The sequence below is a fragment of the Vicinamibacteria bacterium genome (assembly GCA_035620555.1).
Taxonomy (GTDB): Bacteria; Acidobacteriota; Vicinamibacteria; order Marinacidobacterales; family SMYC01; genus DASPGQ01.
The window spans coordinates 1-23,521 of the sequence record DASPGQ010000405.1; the positions used below are offsets into that span (position 1 = coordinate 1).

Genomic DNA, 23,521 nt, shown 5'->3' on the forward strand with positions numbered 1-23,521 from the left:
ACTGATCGCCCTCGTTGTACTCGTCCTCGCCTTTGTAGTAGACGGCGCCGCCGTCGACCGCTGCGGCGTAATAGAGACCCGTGCGAGGGCTGTAGCTCGAAGGCCACCAATTGGCCGTGGCGCAGCAACTGGGAAAGACGAGGGTCCCTTCCTCGGTGGGATCGCTTCCCGGGAGAACAATTGGACGGCCGTGCTCGTCGAGACCCTCGGCCCAGGTCTGCTTGGAGAACTCTCGCGCTCTCAGGAACTCGCCCGTCTCACGGTCGAGCACGTAGTAGAAACCGTTTCGGTTCGCCCAGAGCATGAGCCGGCGTCTCTGGCCCTCCCAGTCGGCATCGACGAGGATGGGCGTCTGGCAGGCATCCCAATCGTGTGTGTCGTGGGGCGTGAACTGAAAGTACCAGCGGAGCTCTCCGCTGTCGGCGTCGAGGGCGACGACGCTGTCCGAATAGAGATTGTCCCCCGGCCGGAGATCGCCGTTCCAATCCGGCGCGGGGTTGCCCGTTCCCCAATAGACGAGATTGAGGCCGGGATCGAACGCGCCCGTCACCCAGGTCGGTGAGCCGCCCGTTCTCCACGAGTCGTTGCCCCACGTCTCGTTTCCCGGCTCGCCGGGCGCGGGGATGGTGTAGAAGCGCCAGGCGCGCTTTCCGGTTTTCGCATCGTAGGCATCGAGAAAGCCGCGAATGCCGTACTCGCCACCGGCGATGCCGGTCACGATCTTGTCCTTGATTGCCAGCGGCGCGCTCGTGATGCTGTAACCGCTCTCGGGATTGGCGACCTCGACGTCCCAGAGAACGCCTCCGCTCCTCGCGTCGAGAGCGACGAGCCGGGCGTCGATGGTGCCGATGTAGACGCGACCGTCGAGCAATGCCACGCCGCGATTGTCCGGGCCGCAACAGATTTTGTCGGCGGTCGTCGCGAGCTTGTGCCGGTAGCTCCAGAACGGACGCCCGGTGCGTAGGTCGAGCGCGACCACGTCGCTCGGAGGCTCGGTGATGTACATGATGCCATCGGCGACGATGGGGTTCGTCTCCAGCACCTGCATCGTCTCGACCTGGTGCACCCATTCGACCCGCAGCCGCGTCACGTTGCTCGCCTGGATCTGGTCCAGACGGCTGTAGCGATGGGAGAAGTAACCGCCGCTATAAGTGAGCCAGTTCTCGGGCTCGGTTTCGTCGCCCAGCAGTCTCTCGTAGCTCACGCTGCCCGTTTGGGCCTGCGAGATCGCGGGCAGAAAGACGACGAGCCACACGAGAATCCGCCACGGTTGGGACATGACTACTTCCTGCCTTTGAGAGAGGAAAGATAGGCGACCAGGTCGTCGATCTGGCTCGCGCTGAATACGTCTTCGTAGCTCGTCATCGTTGAGCCTCGATCGAGCTGTAGCGACTCGAGCTCGCTCTTGAGAAAGGCGTGGAGGTTGCCCTCCGGGTCCATGAGACGAACGGAGAACGTGTCCTCGTCGATGAGAGTGCCGGACAGGCTCCCGCCCGCCCGAAACGTGAGCCGCGCCGACCAATAGCGCTTTTCCACGTCCGCATCCGGATCGAGGAGTGATCGCCGAAGAGACGCCGCGGCGCGCGCGCGACCGATGGCGCTCAGCTCCGGTCCGAGAGGAGAACCCTCGCCGTTTACCATGTGACAGGCGAGGCAGCCTCCGTCGCCCCTGAACATCGCCTCGCCCGAAGCCGGATTGCCGGGTGGGGGCTCGCGATCCCGAACGCCGAGCGAGCGCAAATAGGCGATTACCTGACGCCGCTTCCGCTGCGAGTCCACCACACCCGGCATTCCCGTGCCGGGTATTCCGTTGAAGAGGATCTCATCCAGCTCGTCGTCGGTCGTGGCTCGGTCGAACTCGCCGCGATCGAGCGCCGGTCCTCGATCTCCCATGCCGGCTCGTCCGTGGCAAATGCGGCAATGGGCCCGATAGAAACGCTCCCCTTCGATCACGTCAGGGGTCGTCGCCCCCGCCGTTTGCGCGTAGGCCTGGCAAGTGAAAGCCACGCTTTCGAGCAAGAACGCAAACGAGATCGCGTACCCGAGCCTCATCGGAGACATCGACAGGCCGGCATGCTAACACAGGTCCATGAGACCGCTCTGCCGACATTTTGAAGCCATCGTCTCGGTCGCTAGAATGACAGGGAACCTGGAGGGCACATGCACGAATCGATCTCGACCGTTCTGTCACTACTCACGACGTTCGCGCTCGCGAGCGCCGAGGATTGGCCGCAGTGGCGTGGCCCCAACGGAAACGGGGTGAGCCCGGAGAAGGGGCTTCCCGTCACCTGGAGCGAGGACGAGAACATCGCCTGGAGGGCTCGATTGGGAGGTCAAGGCCTTTCATCGCCCATCGCCATCGGCGAGATCATCGTGGTGACCTCACAGATCGGCCGCGGAGACGTTCGCCCCGGCAACCACCCGACGTTGGGGCAGGGCGGAGATTTTCCCGAAGAGCGATCGATGGGAGGAAGGACCGAAGAGGGTGTCGTCTTCCTCGTGGAGGCATTTCACCGGAGCGACGGGCGGCGTTTGTGGCATCATGAATTGATCGCCGAGTCCACCTCTGATTCCCTTCCCGAAGTCCACCGCAAGACGAACCTCGCCAATCCAAGCCCGGTCACCGACGGCGAGCGGATCTTCGCCTGGTTCGGCACCGGACAGATCGTCGCTCTCGACCTCGAGGGCAAGCGGGTCTGGGGGAAGCACCTCGGAAAAGAGTACGCCCCCTACACCATCACCTGGGGCCATTCGAGCTCACCGGCCGTCTACGAGGACTCTCTCATCCTCCAGTGCGATCACGAGCCCGACTCGTACCTGCTCGCGCTCGACCGGCGAACCGGCGCGGAGAAATGGAAGGCCGAGCGGGGCAGCCGCAGCTCGTACAGCACACCGACCGTCGTCACTGGCCCACGGGGCGACGAGCTCGTCGTGAACTCGAGCGAGGGGCTAGAAGGCTACGACCCGAAGACAGGGGAACGACTCTGGTACTTCGTCGAGCCGAACCGCTTTCCCATCCCGGTACCCTCTTTCGCCGACGGTGTGATCTACACGAGCCGCGGCTACCGCAGCGGACCGTACATGGCGATCCGCCCGGGGGGGCGAGGTGATATCGCCGACACCGAGCATCTCCTGTGGCACGTTCCGACGGGAGCGCCCTATGTCTCTTCGGTCGTCCATTACGATGGCGTCGTTTATCTCGCCAGCGATGCTGGCATCCTCCAGGCGGCCGATGCGGAGTCGGGCGAGCGCCTGTTTCAAGGGCGAACGGGAAACATCTACTCGGCCGCTCCGATTGCTGGCGATGGCAAGGTCTACTTCGTCAGCGAGAGTGGCGAGACCGTGGTTCTCAAAGCCTCGCGGGAGTTCGAGATCCTCTCACGGAACCAGCTCGAGGGCCGATTCCTTGCATCTCCAGTGATCTCGGATGGCCTCTTGCTGCTGCGGAGCGACTCCGAGCTCATCGCCGTCGGCGGGGCGTCCACGACTCACTGATTCATCGGACGTCGTAGTGGCCGGCATGCCTCAAGGCGCGATCCGGAAGGCGGCCATTTCGTTCGCGTTTCGAACGAGCAGGATGCCGTCCGCGATCGCCGGGTGGTTCCACGTCTTTCCCTCGATCGCCTGGAACCTCGCGACCTCTGCGTGTCGTTCCGGCGTGGCCTCCACGAGCACGAGCTCTCCGCGCTCGGTGAGAACGACGAGATGGCCGGAAGCGACGAGGAGCTGCCCGTAGCCGTAGCGGCCGCCCTTCCATTGGAGCTCTCCGGTAGCGGCCTCGACGCAGGCGAGGATCGCCTCGTCGAGCCCATAGAGGTAGCCGTCGTGCAGCACCGAGCTCGTGAACTTGTTTTTCATGCGAACATTGGACCAGACCGGTCGAGCGCTGAAGCCGGATCCGGCTTGCGTGACTTCCAGCACCGTCGCTCCATGGCCGTAGCCCGCCGACAGAAAGACGCGGTTTCCATCGAAGACGACGGGCTGCGCGACATTGATTCCCTGGTTCGTTACCCAGGGGTAGTCCCAGAGAAGGGAGCCATTCTCGACGGTGATACCCATGACGCGCCTCGCCCCTACGACGAGGATCTGGGGCATTCCCGAGAGCGTGACGAGCATCGGCGAGGTGTAGGCTTGCGTGTCATCGAGAGAGCTCCAGATTGCGGCGCCGCTACGTTTGTCGTAGGCCACGACGGAGTTTCCGTTCGACCCTCCGGGGAGCAGGATGACTTTCTCATCGACGATCAATGGCGAGGCGGCCATGCCCCAGGTCAGATTCGACGCGCTCGCGTCGTCGAGAATGTTGCGCTCCCAGATGACTCTACCTTCGGACTCCTCGAGCACTTTCAGCTCGCCGGTCGCTCCGAGAGCAAAGACGAGGGCGTCATCCCAGGTCGGAGTGGCTCGCGGGCCGGGGCCGCCGAGAGTCTCCCTGAACTCGGCGGGCCAGCCGTGCGCCCAGAGCTCGCGACCGGTCGCCAGATCGTAGGCGGCGACGACCTCTTCATCGCGGCGCTGCTCGATCGTGAACGCGCGGCCGCCTGCGATCACGAAAGACGCGTAGCCACCGCCCACCGGCTGTTTCCACAAAAGAGGAAGCCCAGCATCGGGCCATCTCGTGACGATGCTCCCGGGGTAGTGTCCATCCATCGAGGGACCGCGAAATCGAGGCCAAGCGAGCCCCGAAGGGCTCGCGCCGATGACGTCCCCACGGCTCGATGAGCCCGAGGCCTCGAGTTCCTGCCTCGCTCGGCTTCTCTCCAGAGCCTCGTAGTGCCTATCTCTCGCCGCGAACGAGAAGATCGGCCGCGCGCCGGTTCCGTCTACCTCGACGCGCAGCCCGAACAGCCAATGAAGATGGACGAAGCTCAGAACGAGCAAAGCGAGTGAGCCCAGGAGCTTCACAGTGACGCTCGCGCGGCTCCGCGCCCAGAGAAGCACGATACCTAGCGGGGGAACGAGGAAAGCAATGACGAGAAGCAGCCAGACGTTCATCGGCCGGCCTCGCTTTCCGCGGGGCGCCACATGACAGGCATTTCAACTCCTTATTGACCCCTCGACGGCTTCGACAACAAAACGAGGCATGAGATCGTGACCGCGCCTCCCAGGCCGAGAAGCGGCAGCCGACTGCCGTCCGCCAGATAGCCCGCGGCGCCGTAGAGCATCACGCCGTTTGCGGCGAAGTTGACGATCAGTCCCCAGACGCGCAGGGGGAAGGGGCCGAGTTGATGCTCGAGGTTCGAGATCAATGGACCCACCACCCGAGCCGGTTGAACACGTAAATTATGGCGATGCAATTCAAGAGCGTCACCTGCAAGAGAAGGCCGAAGTTCCAGAATCGGGAACGGCACCGGTCCTCGCCGAGTGCCCGCTCGTCGTTCACGAGCAGATAATAGGACCAGGCCACGATGTTATCCGTGAGGGACAAGAAGGCCCCGATGGCGATCACCAGCCAAACGGGTCGGGGATACCATACGGCAACGAAGGCGATCTGAGGAAGAAGCGCACTCACCCGCCATCGCAGCGAGCTCGTATCCTGGCTCCAGCCGAAAGCGGCATGAATCGCCATGGCACCGGCGATGCTCATCCCGACGGTGGTGGAAACGGGAACGGCGAGGAAACCGAGATAGAAGAGCACCGGAGCCCATCGGGCACCGAGTAAAGGCTCCAGCGCGCGCGCCAGCTCGGTGGCCGTCTCGGGGCGTGCGGCGCTCGGGAGGAGGGTCTCGGCGAAAACAGCGACGACGAGGAAGTTCACGAGCACGAACGGCAGAAACAGCCCGAAAGTCATGTCGAAGCGAGCGAGGGGCTCGTGCTCCTTGCCCCATCCCCGCGCGAGACCAGCGTAGTTGAAGAAGAACCAGTCCATGATCCCGACGGCGGCGGCCGAGCTCGCGACGAATAGGTCGAGGCCCTCGCCACCCGAGGGAAGCCAGGGTACGAACGTTCCCCGTAGCGCAGCGCCCCAGTCGACTCCGGTGACCGCGAGGCACGCCCCGAATGCGACGAGCATGACCGCGATGCAGAGTTTCATGAACGTTTCGACGAATCGGATTCCGCTACGACCCTTCCGCCCGTAGCTCAGCGTCAGCCAGCCGGTGAAGGCCGTATAGAGCACCCAGTTCACGTCGCGGGGGAACGAGAGACCGCCGTATGCCGCGAGCGACTCCAGGAGATGCGTGCCCAGGCTGACCTGGCCAAAATTGAAGACGATCGCGACTGCGGTCGAACCCACGAGCGCGGTCATCACCGAGCCGAACAACACCCCGTGATAGCGGTTCTGGAGAGCTACGATGCCATGGCCTCGTGTCGTGAAGCGGGCCATCGCCGCCATCATGAACAATCCGAGACCCATGGAGATCCACAAGAGCCACAGGGTTTTGTACCCGAAGGTGGCGCCCGAGAGCATCGCCGCGGTGAGGGTTCCGGCGCCAAGCGTGAGCGCCGCGTCCATGAAACCAGGCCCGCCGAGGCGGAAGTAGCCGAGCAATCTCTGCGGAAGTGGTCGCTGCCGAAGCCGTCTCAGCTCACGGAGCTCGGCATCCATTCGCGGAGGGTTCTTGCTCTACCCGAACTCTATTCCTTGTGCCAGCGGGAGATTCCGCGACCAGTTGATCGTGTTCGTCTGTCGCCTCATGTAGGCTTTCCAGGCGTCGGAGCCGGACTCTCGTCCGCCGCCCGTCTCCTTTTCGCCTCCGAAGGCTCCGCCGATCTCCGCGCCCGAGGTTCCGATGTTCACGTTGGCGATGCCGCAGTCGGAACCGGCAGACGAGAGGAACGTCTCGACGCTACGCATGCTGTCGGTGAAAATCGCGCTCGAAAGTCCCTGAGGCACGCCGTTGTGGATGGCGATGGCCTCTTCCAAGTCAGAGAACTCGAGGATATAGAGGATCGGCGCGAACGTCTCTTCTTTCACGATCTCCGTCTGGGCGGGCATCTTCACGATGGTCGGTTCGACGAAGTTGGGTCCCATCTCCGGAAGCTTCCTTCCACCGGTCAAGATCTCACCGCCCTGCGCTTTCACCTTCTCGAGCGCCGCGAACATATCTTCGACGGCGCCGGTGTTGACCAGAGGTCCCATGAGGGTGGCTTCGTCGAGAGGATCGCCGATACGAACCTGCTTGTAGGCCTTGACGAGCCGTTCCGAGAGCTTTTTGGCGATTCCTTTCTGAGCGATGATGCGCCTCGTGCTGGTGCAGCGCTGGCCCGCCGTTCCGACGGCTCCGAACAGGATCGCGCGGGTCGCCATGTCGAGATCGGCGTCGTCGGTTACGATGATGGCATTGTTGCCGCCGAGCTCGAGAATGCTGCGGCCAAAACGTTTTGCCACCGTTTCGGCGACGTGTCGTCCAATCGGGGTCGAACCGGTGAAGGACACGAGCGGTATGCGTGGATCTTTCAGCAAGAGATCTCCCACGCTTCTTCCCGATCCGATCACGAGCGAGAAGACGCCACTGAGACCGTGGTCGGCCATGACGCGGTTCGCTACGTGCTGGACGGCGATGGCCGTCAGGGGCGTGTCGCTGGAAGGCTTCCACAAGGTGGGATCCCCGCAGACGGCAGCGATCGTGGCGTTCCAGGACCAGACTGCCATGGGGAAATTGAAAGCGGTCACGACCCCCACGACTCCGAGCGGATGCCACTGCTCGTACATCCGGTGCTGGGGCCTTTCGGAGTGCATCGTGAGGCCGTAGAGCTGCCGCGACAGACCCACGGCGAAGTCGCATATGTCGATCATCTCCTGGACCTCGCCGTGTCCCTCCGCCCGGATCTTTCCCATCTCGAGCGAGATGAGATCGCCGAGAGGCTCCCGGCGCTCCCGGATCGCGTCGCCGAGGTCACGTACGAGCTGCCCCCGTTTCGGCGCAGGAACCTGCCGCCACGAGTGAAACGCCGCGGCGGCCTTGGAGATGACTCGCTCGGTGACCTCGGGGCTGGCCTGGACCACCCTGGCGATGGGGGCTCCGGTCGTCGGATTGAGCGAAACGAGCTCCTGGCCCGAGCTGTCCGAAAGCCACTCGTCCGGGCCAGTGCAGGCTCCCGCATTCACGTCTTCGAGGCCCAGCTCGTCGAGCAGGGGCTTGTGTTTTTCGATTGCCGTGGTCATCTGGATACTCCTCTATCCGGATCCAATCATGCTAGTAACTGGCAACGGTGTTCGCAAGTGTTTCTCTGGACCCCTGAAGCCGAGCTCAGCCGATCTCCGAGACCGCTCGATAAGCCTGGTCGATGGCGGCGTTCGTGTAGGCGTAGGCCTGGGCGTCCGAGTTCGCGATGTGAATCCGCCCGAACGGCTTTCGGCCGATCTCGAAGGGCGCTTCGCCCGGGGGGAACACCGGATCCCACAGCGAGTTGTACTCGTAGGCGTAGCCATGGGGCCAGCGGTTGACGGTGATGCCGAGGATGTCGCGGGAGGGATCGAAACCTCCGCCCGCGAGAACGCGTCCGAGCTGCGCCCTCGTTTCCCGCTCGAAGGTCTCGAACGTGGTGGCGAGAAGATCGTAGCGGCCGGCGGCGTGCTGCTCGCGGGAGCTCCCACCCGGACTGCAAGGGGTTCTGGTCAGGTGGAGAACGATTGGCTCTTCCGGGGAGCGCGGATGGCGATAACCGCCGAGACTGACGGGAAAATCGAGGCTGATGCTCGAATGATATCCGTTCGTGGCCGAGATGCTCGACACTCCGAGCTTTTCGAACGCCTTCCAGTCACGAACGAAAACGTTGGTATATACGAGCGGTACTTTGGGACCATAGACGAGTGCCTTCCGCTGCTCTTCGCCGAGCTCGGGGCAGAGGAGGGGAATCACCATGTGCCAGCAGCCCAGCACGACGTGTCGGGCACGCACGCTCTCGGCGTTCCCGTCGCGCACGTAGGTGACCTCGACCTCGGTGGCGCGGTCCGGATCTCCGACATGCTGCACCCTTACGCCGGTGCTTCGCAGGCGAACTCGTATTCTCGATCCGGCTACGTCCAGCTTCGAGTAGTCCATCTTCGCCGTTACGATGTCCTCCATCGTGCCTCCCGGCGCGCTTCCGAGAACGAGGCTTCGCGTCAGCAGACGTGCGATCGACGCATTTCCGTCGGGGAAATGGAAAATGTAGGGCTGGGGTTCCCGGTGAGGTCGCGCGGTGAGCGATAGCTCGGAAGCCTTGGCGGGTCTCGGGCCCATGCCCTGGAAACCCGGATAGCCCAGGCCCCAGCAATCGAGGGCGGGGACCCCGTCGATCCCCATGGCGAACAAACCGTGGGTTCGTTTGTAGAGCATCTTCACGACTTGTGGATGAACCTTGGCATGCTCTTCGAGAAAAGCGAGATAGCTCGTCGCCGCGAGTTTCTTTGTCTTTTCGTCGGGGGACAGCCCGGGAAGGTAGTCGATCGCCTCTTCGTTGAGGCGAATCAGATCTTTCTGCGCGTCTTCGACCAGTGGGGTTTGGGCGGCAAAGTCCTTCCAAGACATTCCCGTTGGTCGGGCAACGAGACGATCGTCCCCGAAAGTCTCGCGGTCGAAGAACGTCCCGCGCGTGAGCCCGAGTGACGAATAGAGCTCCTGGTCGAACGCCTCGTAGAAGCGGGCTAGGTCGACGCCCAGCTCGGTCAGCAGCCCCATGGCTTCCGCGCTGTAGCTCGATGGGGTGTCGATCGACTGCGTTCCGCCATAGCCGATGAAAGTACGTCCCTCGTGAGTGAACTCGTTACGCTTCGCGTGCCCTCCGAAATCGTCGTGGTTGTCGATCACCAGGATCCGTGAGTCGCCGCCGAACTTGCGCCGGTAGAAATAGGCGGCCGAAAGCCCACTGATCCCGCCTCCGACGACGACCAGATCGTAACGCTCGCCGGTATCGGCCACTTCGTTCCAACCCTGGCCATCTCGAAGGGCGTGCGACGTCTCCCAGGATCCGTCGTGGCTTCCGCGCATTCCCGTCAAAGCCGGCGGATAATAGGCCTCCTCGGGCAAAAGCCCCATGGCTTTCGCCACCGGGCTCGAGAGGAGCGTGCCCCCGATGGCTACGCTGACCCCGTTCAGAAAGTCGCGCCGCGTGATGGCCCGGTTCATGCCCAGGTCACGGTCGTGCCGGTTCATACGAGACCTCCCATTCGACACGGAGATTACCACTTGTAGGGAAACCAATCGGGCATGGCGCGGATCTTGTAGTCCATATGGATGTGTTTCGTATCCCGGAAACCCTCCAGTCCTTCCACCCCGAGCTCTCGCCCGATCCCCGACATGCGCATCCCGCCGAACGGTCCGGCGTCGTTGTCGGTAAGCGGGTCGTTGATCCAGAAGGTGCCCGCACGAATTCGGCTGGCCGCGGTCATGGCGTACTCGAGGTTGTTCGTGTAGATGCTTGCCCCGAGGCCGTAGCGCGAGGAGTTCGCGAGCCGTGTCGCTTCCTCGATATCCTTGACCATGGCGACGGGTGCGATGGGACCGAACGTCTCTTCGCGAAACAGCTCCGTCGCCGCATCCACGCCGGTGAGGACGGTCGGCTCGAAGAAATAGCCGCGTTCTCGACCCTTGGGTCGTGCCCCTCCCGCTACGACCTTGGCACCCTTCGCGGTCGCTTCGTCGAGCTTGCGCTCGACCTTTGCCCTCTGTGCCGCGCTCGCGAGCGGGCCGAGATCGACGTCGGGCCCCAGGGGATCTCCGATGCGAAGAGTCTTGGCGATGGCGGTGAGCTTCGCGAGGAATGGCTCGTAGACCCTTTCGAAGACATAGAACCGTTCCGCGGAGGTGCAGACCTGCCCCATGTTGAGAAAGGTTGCGAACGCCGCCCCGCGCGCGGCGATCTCGATGTCGACGTCATCGCAGACGATGAAGGGATCGTTGCCGCCGAGCTCCAGGTGAACCTTCTTGAGCTGTTCCGCCGCCTTCATCGCGATCTGCCTTCCGGTCTGGACGCTCCCGGTGAACGCGACGACGTCCACCTGAGGATGCGTCACCAGGGCCTCACCCGCTTCGCCGCCATATCCAGTCACGATATTGACGACACCTTTAGGAAGCCCGTCGAGGACGTCCTTGAGGAGAAGTGTGGAAAGAGGCGTCAACTCCGAGGGCTTCACGACCACGGTGTTTCCCGCCGCGAGCGCCGGGGCGAGCTTCCACGTGAGGAGCAGGAGCGGGTAGTTCCACGGGACGATGGCGGCCACCACTCCATAGGGCTCTTTCAGCACGAAATTGAATTGATGCTCGCGCACCGGCGCGATGACTCGGCCCTGGTCGTTCCGGCCAATCTCGGCGTAGTAGTCGAACGCTCCGGCGCACCATTCGACCTCGTCGCGGTTCTCGAGGAGCGGCTTGCCCCCTTCCAGCGTGAGCGTGTAAGCGATGGTCTCTTTTTGTCCGCGCAGCTTTCGGGCCACCTGGTGAAGCTGCTCCGCGCGGTCGAGACCGGGAACGTGCTTCCAGCGCTCGAAGGCCTCCGAGGCAGCCCTCACCGCCCGGTCCACGTCCGGGGCGCGCGCTCGGGGAACCTCTCCCACGATCTCCTCGGTCGCGGGGTTCTCGACGGGAAAGACTTCCTTGGAATCCGCCTCGGCGCTCTCGCCGCCAATCCACATGGGTGTCATCGAGCTTCGAGCCTCCCGTGCTATCATTACGTTTTCGCGGCAAAAGAGAAAGCCTCTTGCACCGAGCGTGCGAGGGGCAATTCCTGCAGAAGAGGAGGCGGATCGCTGATCGTGCGCGCCTGGATTGCAGCGCTGTGTATTCTCGTCGCGATGCTCGCGAGCTGCGGCAAGCTGGAGTCGCCCGAGCTGCCGCTGACGGGATCCTCGAGCCTGGGCGATGCACAAGGCGGGAGCTTCGGGACTGGATCCCCTCCGACGACGCCTCCCGCAGAGGGCAGCGGTGAACAACCGCCGCCGCCGCCACCACCGCCGCAGAGTAGCAGCCTCGTCGACGATCCGCTGACCAACGGCCGCTCCGTCGGCCAAGTATCAGGGGGGCGCTTCGTTTCGTCGGGGTGGCAGGTTTTGAATCGCAGCGATTTCATTCGCTACGTTGTACCGACGCTGTCCAGCGGTTTCGTCGAGTGGGACAATCTGGGTCTGGCCCCCTTCAACCCCCAGCCCGATCTTTACACGTTGTTCGGGATGTGGGATCCGACGAAAGGAGGCTATCGTGAGAACCCTTTTCGCGTCGACGTGAGGAAGCTCGATACGAACGGTCACAACCCCCCTTATGTGAGGATGCGCTTCATCTCCGGCGGAGAGCAGCATGATGTCGGATTCAATTTTCTCGATTGGGATCCGAATCACGCCTATTCATGGCGAGTGGAGTGGGGCCCTGCGGGCTCGGGCAACGAGGCTCGAGTCTTTCTCGACGGCCGGCTTTTGATGCGGACGGCCTACGGCCCGCGCTACGAGCCCCAGGAGCACTGGGTCGAGATCGGCGTGGAGGAGCGATCGGAGTCGATCGTCGGAATCGTCTACCGAAACGTCCGCATCGGCGCCCGCTAGTCAGCAGGCTGATGAAAAAGTGCAGTCCAGCCTCGCGCTTACTTGTCCAGCCAGGCCAGCCACTCCCGTACCACGTCCAACCGCTTCCGGTTCAATCGGTACAAACGTTCGCGGCCCCGCTTTTCGTGCGACAGGAGACCGGCTCGCTCCAGCACCCGCAGGTGGCGACTGGTCGTTGGCCAGGAACAGGAGAAGCGCTGAGCGATCTCTCCGGCGGTCATCTCCCCGCCACGGAAACGCACGACGAGAAGGATGTGCCTCCTCGACGGGTGGGCAAGCGCCGTGATCACCCGGTCGAGCTCTTCGAGCCGCGCTTCAGCCTTCGACACCGTCGAGCTGGATGAACTCCATGTGATCGGTGAGAGCACCCATGGGCTCCCAGACCGACATCACCTCGGGTGATTGGTGGGCGACATCGGAAGAATTCCCGTCTCTCCACTCGAACATCTCGACGAAGAACGTCGCGCCGGCTTTGTTCGACCCACGGTAGAAGCGCGCCGGTTTGGGGGACACGAGCCCGACGCGGTTCAGCGCGGGCCAATGTTTCTCGAGCAACGCTCGAAAATCCTCGTCCCTTCCGGTCTTGATCTGATAGATGCAACACATCCCAATCGGCTGCGTATCGCTCATCTGCCTTCCTCCTCCCAGGATCGCTTCGCTTTCGGTCCCCGCCTTGGCCCGATCGTCCAGGTCGATTCGGCGTAGACTCCCGGCCCACTCGGCGGGGGGCGTGACGACGAAAGCCGTGTCGGGCAGTTCGCGGTTCGTCTGCAGGCCGTCCGGTCGGACGTTCACCACCAGCGTATAGTCGTCGTGGGGACGCTCGACCCGAACCTGGGAAGGAAGCCTTCGGCCGCCATCGAACAAGTAATCCTGGTAGCGAACGTCCGACTCGAGCCGACCCGCCTCGTCGAAAATCTGCAGCCGTCGGAGCGTGAGAGTCCCGACGCGGTCGAACCAGTATTGGACTCGAGGTCTGCTCTCGTCCCGGCGGATCGTGGTCAGGATGTAGTAGCTCTTCTTGACCCTGTCGCCGACCTCGGCCCCAGGACGGGTGTCGGGCTCGATGAGAAACTGTTCGCTCCGTATCGGAATGTCGTAGACCGAGACCGGAGGGATCAAGAATGCGTCGGTGATGTGTTGCGGTCGTATGTTTACCAGCGGCCCGGCACGACTGAGCTCGGGGTCTTGCGCGATCCTGGCTTCCTCTTCCTCGTAGCGAACGCCGTTGCTCCCCACGATGAGCGCTCGATGCTCGACCGGGTGGATGAGAAGTTGGAAATGCTCGCCGTCGGACGCCATCTCGGCGATGTTCGCGCTCAAGATAGGGGCCTCGATGTTCAGGCGAATCGAGCTCGGCCGCCTCAGCAGAAGCCTGCCCTGGGCGGCCCGGTACTTCTTGCCGCGGCCCTGTTCCGCTTCTTCGATGGTCTCGAACTGCAAATCCACCCGAAGAACGAGAGAACGGATCTCCTCGAACCGGTTGACCTCGGCGACGAGGTCGTCGACCGTCGGGTCGACCGTTGGTGGCAGGAAAGGCACGACGTCCACGCCACGAGAGATGCAGGACGTGAAGGCCGCCACCAGAGCGATACCGATGACAGCGACCCAGCGTTCCGACACGCGATCAGCGGAGGACGTCAAACTGGTGGGTGTACTTGACGATAAAGCTTCGGTTCTGCGGACCGATGAGAACGTCGCCGAGCCCCTCGGTATCGTTGTATACCACGAACAAGCCGGTCCCGGCGGTGTTGAGCCAGCTGAAGCGGACGTTCGAGGACCAGGTATCGGCGCGGTCGTTGTACTGAACGAGCGCCTGGAGATAGATCAGCGGAGTGAAGTTATAGGAGACTCGAAGTTGGCCGAGGTTGGTGACGAAGCTTCCCTCGGTGAGGTCGATGTCGTTGTACTCCCAGGTGACGGAAGTGATGACCTTCGACTTGTAACGGTAGTTCAAGGTGGTCTCCAGTCCGGTGCGGTTGCCCGACAGGAAGCCACCGAAGTCCCAGCCGCCCGAATAGGAGAAGGGTGCTGCCTGGTTGGTGTTCCAGCGCCAGGCGCCTTCCCAGTTCGTATAGGTCCCGGGTCGCACGAGAATCCCGGGGAAGATCTCGAACGGCTCCGTCAGCCCCTCTACCGTGTGGTTCATCGCCGGGCTGAAGAATGCGCCGCTCTCGAAGTCCACGTGACTGTCGACGTGGACGCGCTCGCTCTCCTTGAAGCCGGTGAAGTCCCAGAAACCGTCGTAGGTGACGTGCGGCCGCAGCTCGCGAAGCCAGGCGATATCGTTTCTGAGGTTCAGGAAGACGGTGCCTTCGACGTTTCGGTAATCGCTTCGGGTGAGAAATCCCACCTCGGGATTAAAATCGTCCCCGACTTCGGTGTAGGCGAGCGCCACCCGCCCCGCTCTCTTTTCGTACTCGGCTCGAGCATTGAATGCGTGCTCGCGACCGCCGACGTTGGGGGTCTCGGTCCGAGCGGCAAACCCCGTGAGAGTGAAGGCCTCGCCGACCCCGAGCTTGCCGTCGACACCCCAAGTTCGGTTCCAATTGTCGTCGCCGGCGAGGTCGCCCGTGCCCAGGCGGTTCACGAACAAGGCCCCGACGCCGGAGCGATTGGGAAACTCGCGGCTCAAGCTCGCGACGGTGTAGTTGTTGGCGGAGGTGAGCTCGGCAACTTCTTCGGTCTGCATGTTCAGAACACCGACGTTGTAGGCCCCTGCCTTACCGCTCAGCCGGGCGCCCCCCAGGATGGGGACCGGGGTGCCGTCGGGGCCGATCCCGATTCGGCGGCTGAAGAACAGCTCCGCCGATTGGTTGAGGCCCATCGCGAAGTTTCCCGCGTTCTCGAGAAAGAAGGGTCGTTTCTCGGGGAAGAAGAGATTGAACCGAGTCAGATTGATTTGCTGCTCGTCGACCTCGACCTGGGCGAAATCAGTGTTGTAGGTCAGGTCGAGGTTGAGACTCGGACTGACGCCGAACTTGGCATCGACTCCGAAATCGCCGTTCAGATCGTTCGTATCGCTGGTGGTGTAGTCACGCTCCGATGATCCGAGCACGTAGGGCGTCACCTTGAAATTGCGAGGGGTCTCCAGCTCGAGCCCGTGCAGCTCGCCGGCGGAAGAGAGTCGATAGAGGTTGTAGATGCGGGAGACCGGCGACCAGTAGACCTCTTCGCGCTTGCGTCGGATATTACGCTGAAAGTTCAGGCCCCAGACTTGAGGCTTCTCCGATCCGTAGCGCAACGTACGGAGGGGTATGGCGAACTCCGCCGACCAGCCGTATTCCCCCATCTGGGTGGCCACGATCCAGCTGGCGTCCCAGTTCAAGTTGAACCCCCCTCCCGAGCCGGTCTGCGAACGTCCACTGCCAGGTTGACCCTGGCCGCCTTCGCCCTCGTTGGTCACCTGACCGTCATACTCGATACCCGCGGGATTGGTGCCGAACACGAACCCGTTCTGGCGATCGAGATAGGTGTCGAGGATGATCTGAAAGGAATCCGTGTCGTCGAGGCTCGCATCGCGGCGCGAGTCGGTGACGATGATCCCCGAGGGATCGCTGTCGTAGCAAACCACACCCACATAGAGAGTGCGGCTGTCGTAGACGATCCTCACCTCCGTCCGCTCGGTGGCCGGCTGACCCTCGTAGGGCTCCGCCTGCACGAAGTCGGTGATGAGCTTGCCCTTTTGCCAGACTTGGTCATCGACGAGCCCGTCGATGACTGGCGCCTCTTCGGCGGGCGCGGCCTCGGCAGTGCGAAGCGTGGAGGGCGAAGCGGTCAAACGGTTGGAGGCCGCCAGGGTGAGGGCGACGAATAGCAGGCCCCTAAAAGCGAAAAACATCATTCTGGACAATTTAGACGCCACACGGCATCGTCGCAACTTTATAAGAGCTGCCGAGAGATATAGCTAGCGGGAGAGGAGGCCCGCCGCCTCCTTGGCGAAGTAGGTGAGAATCATGTCCGCTCCCGCGCGCTTGATCGCGATGAGTGCCTCGAGGATGGCGCGATCGCGCTCGATCCAGCCCCGTTCGGCCGCGGCTACGATCATTCCGTACTCGCCGGACACGTTATAGGCGGCAACGGGGACGTCGAAGGCCGCACGAACTCGGGCGATCACGTCGAGATAGGGCAGAGCCGGCTTGACCATGACGACGTCGGCCCCCTGCTCGATATCCAGGGCGACCTCGCGAAGCGCCTCGCGCGCATTCGCCGGATCCATCTGGTAAGTCTTCTTGTCGCCTTTTTTCGGCGCGGAGTCCAGAGCACCGCGGAACGGGCCGTAGAAGCACGAGGCATACTTGGCCGAGTAGGACAGGATGCCCACCGAGGTGTGCCCGCCCTCGTCGAGTGCCGCCCGAATCGCACCGACGCGCCCGTCCATCATATCGGACGGCGCGACCCAGTCAGCACCTGCTTCCGCGTGGACGAGGGCCATCCGGCACAGCACCGCCACCGTCTCGTCGTTCGCGACTTCACCATCGATGACTAATCCATCGTGACCGTCACTCGAGTACGGATCGAGGGCGACGTCGGTCTGGACGCAAAGCTCGGGCAGGGCTTCCTTGAGCGCGCGAATCGCGCGAGGAACGACACCTTCGGGATTCTCGGCTTGAGAGGCGGCCGCATCTTTCACCGAAGAGTAACCGAAGAGGTTCACCGCGCGGACACCGAGCGACCAGAGCTCACCGGCTTCACGAACGACCTCGTCGGGTGAGAGCCGGAACTGACCCGGCATCGTGTCGATGGGCTCCCTGAGAGACCGACCGTCCTTGACGAAGAGGGGAGCGATGAGCTCGCCGGCAACGAGCTCGGTCTCGCGGACCAGCGTGCGCATCGGCTCCGTTCGTCTGAGACGACGCGGGCGGAAGATCAGATCCATGGTCGAGTATTTACCAGAATGGTCGCCGACCGACAACATGGGATATCCTGCTCGCCTGCCACCAGGAGGTAACGTCATCGAGAGCCAACGGGAGAGATTCATCGAGCTCCTCGCGGAGTACGGCGTAATTCGCTTTGGAGATTTCGTTTTGAAGTCAGGGCGCAAGTCACCCTACTTCATCAACGCGGGGGAGCTCCGTACCGGCCGGGCCCTCAAGGGACTCGGCCGGGCCTATGCCGAGCGCCTCTCGTCCGCCGGTCTCGGCTGCGACATCGTTTTCGGTCCATCGTACAAGGGGGTCCCTCTCGCGGTGGCGACCGCGCTCGCCCTGGCCGAGGGCGACCGAGAGGTCGGTTTCTGCTTCGACCGGAAAGAGCCAAAGGGTCACGGTGAGGGCGGGCTGTTCGTGGGAATGACGCCCTTCGACGGCAGCCGCGTGGTCATCGTGGACGACGTGATCACCTCGGGCGGATCGATTCGCCACGCGGCCGAGCTTCTTCGCGCCTCGGCGGACGTGGAGCTCACCGGCATCATCGTCGCCGTGGATCGTCAGGAGCGCGGCCGCGAGAAGAACACCCTCCTCGAGCTCGAAGAGGATCTGGGCGTTTCCGTTCACGCGATCGTGACGATAGGCGACGTCGTTTCTCATCTCGGCCGCACGGGACGATTGCCCCGCGACGAAGCCTCCGCCATCTCAACTTATCTCGACCGCCACTCGGCGAACCGTCCCTGATAGGATCGACGTCCGGGATCCAGCAATGCAGGCCGAAGAGCGCGTTCGAGAAGGAAATGCGGCCTTCTACCGAGCGCTCACCCAGCTGGATCTCGATGCCATGGAACGGTTGTGGCTTCACACGGACTGGGTTCGATGTATCCATCCGGGTTGGGAGCTCCTCATCGGATGGCGGGCCGTGCGGGCGAGCTGGGAAGGTATCTTCCAGCACACCGAGAGCCATCGCGTGGAGGTGGGGGACGTGGCGATCCATCTTTCGGGCGCTCTCGGTTGGGTCAGCTGCGTCGAGCGGATCGACGCTCGAGGCCGAGTCAGCTTCACCGCTGCCACGAACCTCTTCCAGGAAACCATGGACGGCTGGCGTATGATTCTTCATCACGCCTCGATCATCCCGGTGACGGAAATGGCGACCCAGCCGGGACTCGTCCACTGACCGTGCGAATCCTCGTCATCGGGGGCAATGCCGCAGGCTTGACCGCGGCATCGCGTGCGAGGAGGCTCGATTCTTCGTGCTCGGTGACGGTTCTCGAAGCCTCGGAGCGTATCGCCTACAGTATCTGTGGGCTCCCGTTCGCCATCTCTGGCCATCTGTCCGGCTTTGAGAATCTCGTCATCTTCACACCGGAACGGCTGCGCAACGAGCGAGGCATCGAGGCGCTCGTCAACCGGCGAGCCATCGAGGTCGTGCCGGGGCGAAAGCGGGTCGTTGCCGAAAACACGATTACCGGAGAGCAGCAATCCCATCTCTACGACAAATTGCTGATAGCCACCGGCTATCGTCCGCGATCTCTCCCCGTCGAGGGGATGAAATCCCGGGGCGTGTTCACCGCAAGTCGCCTAGGAGATGGCGAAGCGATCCTCGCCTGGTTGTCCCGCCGCGCCGCGCGTCGCGCGGTGCTCGTTGGCGGGGGCTACGTCGGTCTCGAAATGGCAGAGGCGCTCGCGGCAAGGGGGTTGCACGTCACGCTGGTAGAGGCCAGCGATCGGGTGTTTCCCGCGCTCGACCCCGACATGGCGAAGTACGTCGAGGAGGCGCTCGCAAAAAACGGTGTTCGCGTCATGACCGGCCGGAGGGTGAAGCGGTTGACCTCCAACCGGGATGGGGCAGTGGAAGCGGTCGAGCTCGAGCCGGGCTCTCTTCGACTGCCGGCCGATATCGTCTTCGTCGATGTCGGAGTCCTGCCCGAGGTCGACCTCGCAACCGAGGCGGGCATCGCCCTCGGTCCAACCGGCGCCATCGCCGTTTCCGACCAGATGGAGACGAGCGTTTCCTCTATTTACGCTGCCGGCAACTGTGTCGAGACGCGCCATCTGGTGACCGGCCGACCCGTTTCGATGCCGCTGGGAACGGTAGCCGCGAAGCAGGGTCGCATCGCCGGTGAGAACCTCGTGGGGAGACGCTCTCGTTTCGAAGGCGCGCTCGGTACCACGATCGTGAGAGTGTTTGACGTTGCCGCGGCGAGAACGGGTCTCGGCGCCGAGGAGGCCGGTCGTGAAGGTTTCTCTTGTCTGACATCCACCATCACCGGGAGATTCCGGGCGTACTATTTCGATACCGGCGCCTCGGCAACCGTGAAAGTCATCGCCGAGCGTGGAAGTGGGCGATTGCTCGGAGCCCAGATCGTGGGAAGCTCCGAGGGCACGATTCGAATCGACGTCGTCGCGGCGGCGATCAGCGGTGGCCTGACGGTTCGGGAAGCATCCCAGCTCGACCTCGCTTACGCGCCGCCGCTTGGTGCGCTCTGGAATCCTCTACTCGTTGCGATGAATCAGCTGCTGCGGGAATTGTAGCCGGTCCCTAGCGAGCCATCGAAGTCTTGCTGGACTCCGCGGGAAACTCTCGGACGTCCTCTTCTTGCGGAAGCGTGTGGCGGTTGATGGGCGACGAGAGCACGACCGATGTCCTCATCGATTGGGTGCCGGGGATGCTCCGGATCCGTTCGAGCACCTTCTCCAGTGTCTTCGGTGTTCGCGTCAGGACGAAGGCGACGTAAGTCTCGTCTCCCGCGACAGTGAAACACTGTTGAATTTCCGAGATCTCGCGCAGCCGCCCCATGTAGTCCTGCTCCGAAATCTTGGCTTCGGTCTTGATCCCGACCATGGCGGAGATTTCGTACCCCAGAGAGGCAGAGTTGATGATCGCGGTGTAGCCTTCGATGATGCCGCTACGTTCGAGTTTCTTGACTCGGTCGTGCACCGTGGGCGCGGTCAACCCCACATGCGAGGCCAGCTCGGCAAACGTACTTCTGCCCTTCGACAGCAACGCTGTCAGAATCTTCCTGTCGGTAAAATCGATCGTTGCGTTCGTGAAGCTCACGAGAGACCCGCTCTCAAGAAGTGCCGCCGATCCTAGCCGCCCCCTCGCGAGAAATCAACCTCGTCTCGAATGGGTCCCACGATCCCTGACACGCTCACGCTTGTATTCGGTGGCGTTTTATGCTTGGAAATGGAACGGAGGAGATCGGAAGTGACGAGCCTTCTTTTCACATTGCTATTCCTCTCTCGCGGTCCGGTCGGGGATGGCGCACAGGTCGATATTCTGCCGACGGTGCTGGTCGTCTACGACACCCGAACCGGCTCGACGGGAGAGCTTGCCCGGGAGGTGGCGCGAGGGGTCGAGAACATCGAGGGAATCTCGGCTCGCCTTCGGACTACGAAAGCCGTGAGCGACGAGGACATTCGCGAGGCGGCGGGAATCCTGATGGGCTCCCCGGTGCATTGGGCTGGCGTTTCCTCGGAAATGCGCGCCTTTCTCGAGCGCGTGGGGAACGTGCTCTTGACGGCCAAGGAGCTGGGCCCCGAGTCTACGCCGAGATCGCGAACCGGAGGCGCGTTCGTGACGGCGGGCGCAATCGCATCGGGAAAGGAGCTCGCGCGCGTCGAGATTCTATCGGCTCTACTCAATATGCGATTCATCATCGTCGGAGGTGAGGAGTCCGACGGGTTCGGGACACTCGGGGCCCAGGCGACGACCGGAGAGCGAGATCCGGGCTTGAGCGAGCAGGAGTTGGAGGAGGCTCGCCGCTTCGGCGAGCGATTCGCTCGCGTGACGCTCGCGCTGGTCAGATAAGGCGCCGCGCTATACTCTTGCGGCGATGGAGATCGTCACCAGGTCGACGAGGGAGTACCTCGATTTCGCCATCGAGGCAGCCTTTCGAGCCGGCCGGCTCGTGCTCTCGCATTTTCAAACCGGGCTTCAGGTCGACCGTAAAGCCGACGATTCTCCCGTGACTCTCGCGGATCGCGAGGGCGAGAGGCTCTTGCGAAAGCTCATCAGCGAGCGCTTCCCTCGTCACGCGGTCGTGGGAGAAGAGATGGGGGTGGCGTCGAGCGACTCGAGCCACCGCTGGATCCTCGACCCCATCGACGGAACGGTGTCTTTCGTTCACGGCGTTCCTTTGTTCGGCGTTCTCATCGGATTGGAGATCGGTGGCGAGCCCGTGGTCGGCGTTTGTTATCTGCCTGCGCTCGACGAAATGCTCTCGGCGGCGCGTGGCGAGGGCTGCCGCTGGAACGGACGCGAAGCCCGCGTCAGCTCGATCCGAGAGCTCCGCGAGGCCCTCGTTTGCCTGACGGAGCCGGGTAGTCTCGACGGAGCACATCGATTCTTCTGGGAGCGCCTGAAGCGAAATGCGAGGCTCATTCGTGGGTACAGCGATTGCTACGGACACTGTCTCGTGGCCACTGGCCGCGCCGAGATCATGCTCGATCCCGTCATGAATCTCTGGGATTGCGCCGCCTTGGCTCCGATCGTCGAAGAAGCAGGCGGAACTTTCACGGATTGGCGAGGCCGACATGCGATCGATTCGGGAAACGCCATCAGCACCAACGGCGCCCTGCTGTCCGAGGTGATGGCTCTCATCGAGGACGCGGGCGGGAGTTGAGGGGCTTCACTCTCGGCTTCATTTCCTGCCTCACTCTGGCAGGCTGTGGCCTTTCCCGCCCGGCACGATACCCGCGCATCGTGTTGGTGTCCCTGGATACACTCCACGTCGATTGGACGAGCCCGTACAACTCGAAGGTCTCCACGACGCCGTTCCTGTCTCGCTTCGCCTCGGAAGGCACTCGCTTCGCCCGCGCTTACACCCTCGTGCCCATCACCTTGCCCTCGCATGCATCGCTCATGACCGGCCTTTCCCCCGAGCGCCTCGGCGTTTTCGCGAACGGAGACGAGGTGCCGGAGATTGCGACGACGCTGGCGGAGCATCTTTCTCGAGAGGGCTATCGGACCGCGGCGTTCGTATCCCTCGGAGTCCTCCGGCCCGCGTTTCGACTCGACCAGGGTTTCGAGCATTACCCCGATCCATTCGAGTCGGGTCCGGCGCGTTGGTATCGAACGGCAGACGAGGTCCTCGATCCCGCGACCACCTGGATCGAAGAGCACGCGAACGAGCCCTTCTTCCTGTGGGTGCACTTTTCGGATCCTCACGCTCCCTACCTTCCTCCAGGCGCCTCGCCCGACACCGAGCTCCACCTCGACGATGAGCCTCTTCGTCGCGTGTCGCTCGTTGGCGGCGAGACTTACCGTATTTCGCTATCTCTACCTCCCGGCCGTCATCGTCTGCGATTCGTCTCGCTTCGGGAGCCGACGCCCGATGACCGGCCGGAGACCGCGATCGAGCTTCGATTCGGGGAGACCGATTCTCTAGCGCGTTGGGCGGCGAGCTTGCCTGGGGAAGGGGGCATTCCGCTCGATCCCGAATACGAGCTCGAGCTGTCGAACCCGGAACGAGAGGCGGTCGACGTCGAGCTGCACTTTTGGGGCAACCTGGCTCGACCGACGCCCGCGGATGTCTTGCCCGGATACGAAGCCGAAGTGGAGTATATCGATCGATCCCTGGCAAGACTCGATGCGCTGCTCGATTCGTTGGGGACTCCCGAGAACACACTCTCGATCCTGGTCTCGGATCATGGGGAGGGGTTGTTCCGCCACGATTTCCTCGGACACACGACCGAGGTGTTCGAAGACCAACTGCGCATTTTGTGGATGATGCGGGGCCCGGGAATTCCCGTCGGCCGAGTCATCGAGGAGGGTGCGGCACGCATCACCGACGTCGCGCCCACGCTGCTCGATCTCGTCGGCGTCGGAAGTGCGGAAATGGATGGCCGTTCCTGGGCGCAATGTCTCGGCGGCGGCCCGTGCCCCGCCGAAGAGCCCTTCTGGGCATTCGGACTGGATCACGACCCCAAGACCGTCACCAGCATGGCAGGCTACGATTGGCCCTACAAATGGATTTGGCATCGCGGGCTCTCGCGAAGCGGTTTTGATCTGGCGCGAGACCCGGGGGAAGAAATGGATCTGCTTCTCGCTCCCGGGCCGGGAAATCCCGAGTCTCTGAAGCGTCTCGCCGAAAGCTTTCCTGGCGTGAGACGCCGCCTCCGGCAGGCGATTCGCGAGGCGAGCTCACGCACTCGGGATCGAGAACAGGAGGAGATGCTGCGAAGTCTGGGCTAC

21 protein-coding genes are annotated in these 23,521 nt (G+C 63.0%); 8 read left to right on the forward strand and 13 right to left on the reverse strand.

The features are described 5' to 3' along the window. Positions 1-1,279, reverse strand: a 1,279-nt coding sequence (locus tag VEK15_16485; protein ID HXV62300.1) for a PQQ-binding-like beta-propeller repeat protein, incomplete at its 3' end; no start/stop codon positions are given. Between the two features lie 2 nt (positions 1,280-1,281). After that, a complete protein-coding gene (locus tag VEK15_16490; protein HXV62301.1) occupies positions 1,282-2,061 on the reverse strand; it encodes a c-type cytochrome in 780 nt (259 codons plus the stop codon). A gap of 99 nt (positions 2,062-2,160) precedes the next feature. Between VEK15_16490 and VEK15_16495 the strand changes: the two genes are divergently transcribed. Continuing rightward, positions 2,161-3,495 (forward strand): PQQ-binding-like beta-propeller repeat protein, encoded by a 1,335-nt coding sequence (locus VEK15_16495; protein ID HXV62302.1) that lies wholly within the window; start codon positions 2,161-2,163, stop codon positions 3,493-3,495. A gap of 30 nt (positions 3,496-3,525) precedes the next feature. Here VEK15_16495 and VEK15_16500 read toward each other — a convergent pair whose 3' ends face one another. The 6 genes from VEK15_16500 to VEK15_16525 form a co-directional block, all read right to left on the reverse strand. Next, positions 3,526-4,992 carry a PQQ-binding-like beta-propeller repeat protein gene (locus VEK15_16500; protein HXV62303.1) on the reverse strand — a complete coding sequence of 489 codons (1,467 nt, stop codon included), beginning with the start codon at positions 4,990-4,992 and terminating at the stop codon, positions 3,526-3,528. Between the two features lie 50 nt (positions 4,993-5,042). Continuing rightward, entirely contained in the window at positions 5,043-5,246 is a 204-nt protein-coding gene (locus tag VEK15_16505; protein ID HXV62304.1) for a hypothetical protein, read from the reverse strand. Beyond that, a complete protein-coding gene (locus VEK15_16510) occupies positions 5,243-6,544 on the reverse strand; it encodes a divalent metal cation transporter (protein ID HXV62305.1) in 1,302 nt (433 codons plus the stop codon). Before VEK15_16510 ends, VEK15_16505 begins: the two co-directional genes overlap by 4 nt. An 18-nt stretch (positions 6,545-6,562) precedes the next feature. Next, complete coding sequence (locus tag VEK15_16515; protein HXV62306.1) at positions 6,563-8,104, reverse strand: aldehyde dehydrogenase family protein; 1,542 nt, start codon at positions 8,102-8,104, stop codon at positions 6,563-6,565. An 85-nt stretch (positions 8,105-8,189) separates the two neighbouring features. Further along, positions 8,190-10,076, reverse strand: coding sequence for an FAD-dependent oxidoreductase (locus tag VEK15_16520; GenBank protein HXV62307.1), 1,887 nt, complete (start codon positions 10,074-10,076; stop codon positions 8,190-8,192). 26 nt (positions 10,077-10,102) lie between these two features. Beyond that, positions 10,103-11,563, reverse strand: coding sequence for an aldehyde dehydrogenase family protein (locus VEK15_16525; protein HXV62308.1), 1,461 nt, complete (start codon positions 11,561-11,563; stop codon positions 10,103-10,105). A 111-nt stretch (positions 11,564-11,674) separates the two neighbouring features. On the opposite strand from VEK15_16525, the gene VEK15_16530 reads away from it, so the two are divergent. Then, positions 11,675-12,454: a hypothetical protein gene (locus tag VEK15_16530; GenBank protein ID HXV62309.1), complete on the forward strand. Its 780-nt coding sequence runs from the start codon at positions 11,675-11,677 to the stop codon at positions 12,452-12,454. A 38-nt stretch (positions 12,455-12,492) separates the two neighbouring features. Here the strand turns inward: VEK15_16530 and VEK15_16535 are convergent, their stop codons facing one another. From VEK15_16535 to hemB, 4 genes are all read right to left on the reverse strand, one after another. Continuing rightward, positions 12,493-12,783, reverse strand: coding sequence for a metalloregulator ArsR/SmtB family transcription factor (locus tag VEK15_16535; GenBank protein ID HXV62310.1), 291 nt, complete (start codon positions 12,781-12,783; stop codon positions 12,493-12,495). Further along, complete coding sequence (locus VEK15_16540) at positions 12,770-14,077, reverse strand: hypothetical protein (protein HXV62311.1); 1,308 nt, start codon at positions 14,075-14,077, stop codon at positions 12,770-12,772. The genes VEK15_16535 and VEK15_16540 overlap by 14 nt, the downstream gene beginning before the upstream one ends. Positions 14,078-14,081: 4 nt before the next feature. Further along, complete coding sequence (locus VEK15_16545; protein HXV62312.1) at positions 14,082-16,298, reverse strand: DUF5916 domain-containing protein; 2,217 nt, start codon at positions 16,296-16,298, stop codon at positions 14,082-14,084. A 63-nt stretch (positions 16,299-16,361) separates the two neighbouring features. Next, on the reverse strand, positions 16,362-17,333 hold the full coding sequence (hemB, locus tag VEK15_16550) for a porphobilinogen synthase (GenBank protein HXV62313.1): 972 nt from the start codon (positions 17,331-17,333) through the stop codon (positions 16,362-16,364). Between hemB and pyrE the strand changes: the two genes are divergently transcribed. Genes pyrE through VEK15_16565 form a run of 3 tightly spaced genes read left to right on the forward strand, consistent with a single transcriptional unit; the run spans position 17,332 to position 19,857 of the window. After that, positions 17,332-18,066 carry an orotate phosphoribosyltransferase gene (pyrE, locus tag VEK15_16555; GenBank protein HXV62314.1) on the forward strand — a complete coding sequence of 245 codons (735 nt, stop codon included), beginning with the start codon at positions 17,332-17,334 and terminating at the stop codon, positions 18,064-18,066. The genes hemB and pyrE overlap by 2 nt on opposite strands. Positions 18,067-18,091: 25 nt before the next feature. After that, complete coding sequence (locus VEK15_16560) at positions 18,092-18,499, forward strand: nuclear transport factor 2 family protein (GenBank protein ID HXV62315.1); 408 nt, start codon at positions 18,092-18,094, stop codon at positions 18,497-18,499. A 2-nt stretch (positions 18,500-18,501) separates the two neighbouring features. Continuing rightward, entirely contained in the window at positions 18,502-19,857 is a 1,356-nt protein-coding gene (locus tag VEK15_16565; GenBank protein ID HXV62316.1) for an FAD-dependent oxidoreductase, read from the forward strand. 7 nt (positions 19,858-19,864) lie between these two features. Here VEK15_16565 and VEK15_16570 read toward each other — a convergent pair whose 3' ends face one another. Continuing rightward, positions 19,865-20,383 (reverse strand): Lrp/AsnC family transcriptional regulator, encoded by a 519-nt coding sequence (locus tag VEK15_16570; protein HXV62317.1) that lies wholly within the window; start codon positions 20,381-20,383, stop codon positions 19,865-19,867. A 150-nt stretch (positions 20,384-20,533) separates the two neighbouring features. Here VEK15_16570 and VEK15_16575 point away from each other — a divergent pair, with 150 nt between their 5' ends. The 3 genes from VEK15_16575 to VEK15_16585 all read left to right on the forward strand — a co-directional run. Continuing rightward, on the forward strand, positions 20,534-21,136 hold the full coding sequence (locus VEK15_16575; protein ID HXV62318.1) for a flavodoxin family protein: 603 nt from the start codon (positions 20,534-20,536) through the stop codon (positions 21,134-21,136). Between the two features lie 25 nt (positions 21,137-21,161). Continuing rightward, complete coding sequence (gene hisN / locus VEK15_16580) at positions 21,162-21,950, forward strand: histidinol-phosphatase (protein HXV62319.1); 789 nt, start codon at positions 21,162-21,164, stop codon at positions 21,948-21,950. Then, the coding region (locus VEK15_16585) for a sulfatase (protein HXV62320.1) at positions 21,947-23,521 on the forward strand (1,575 nt) is incomplete at its 3' end. The genes hisN and VEK15_16585, both read left to right, overlap by 4 nt.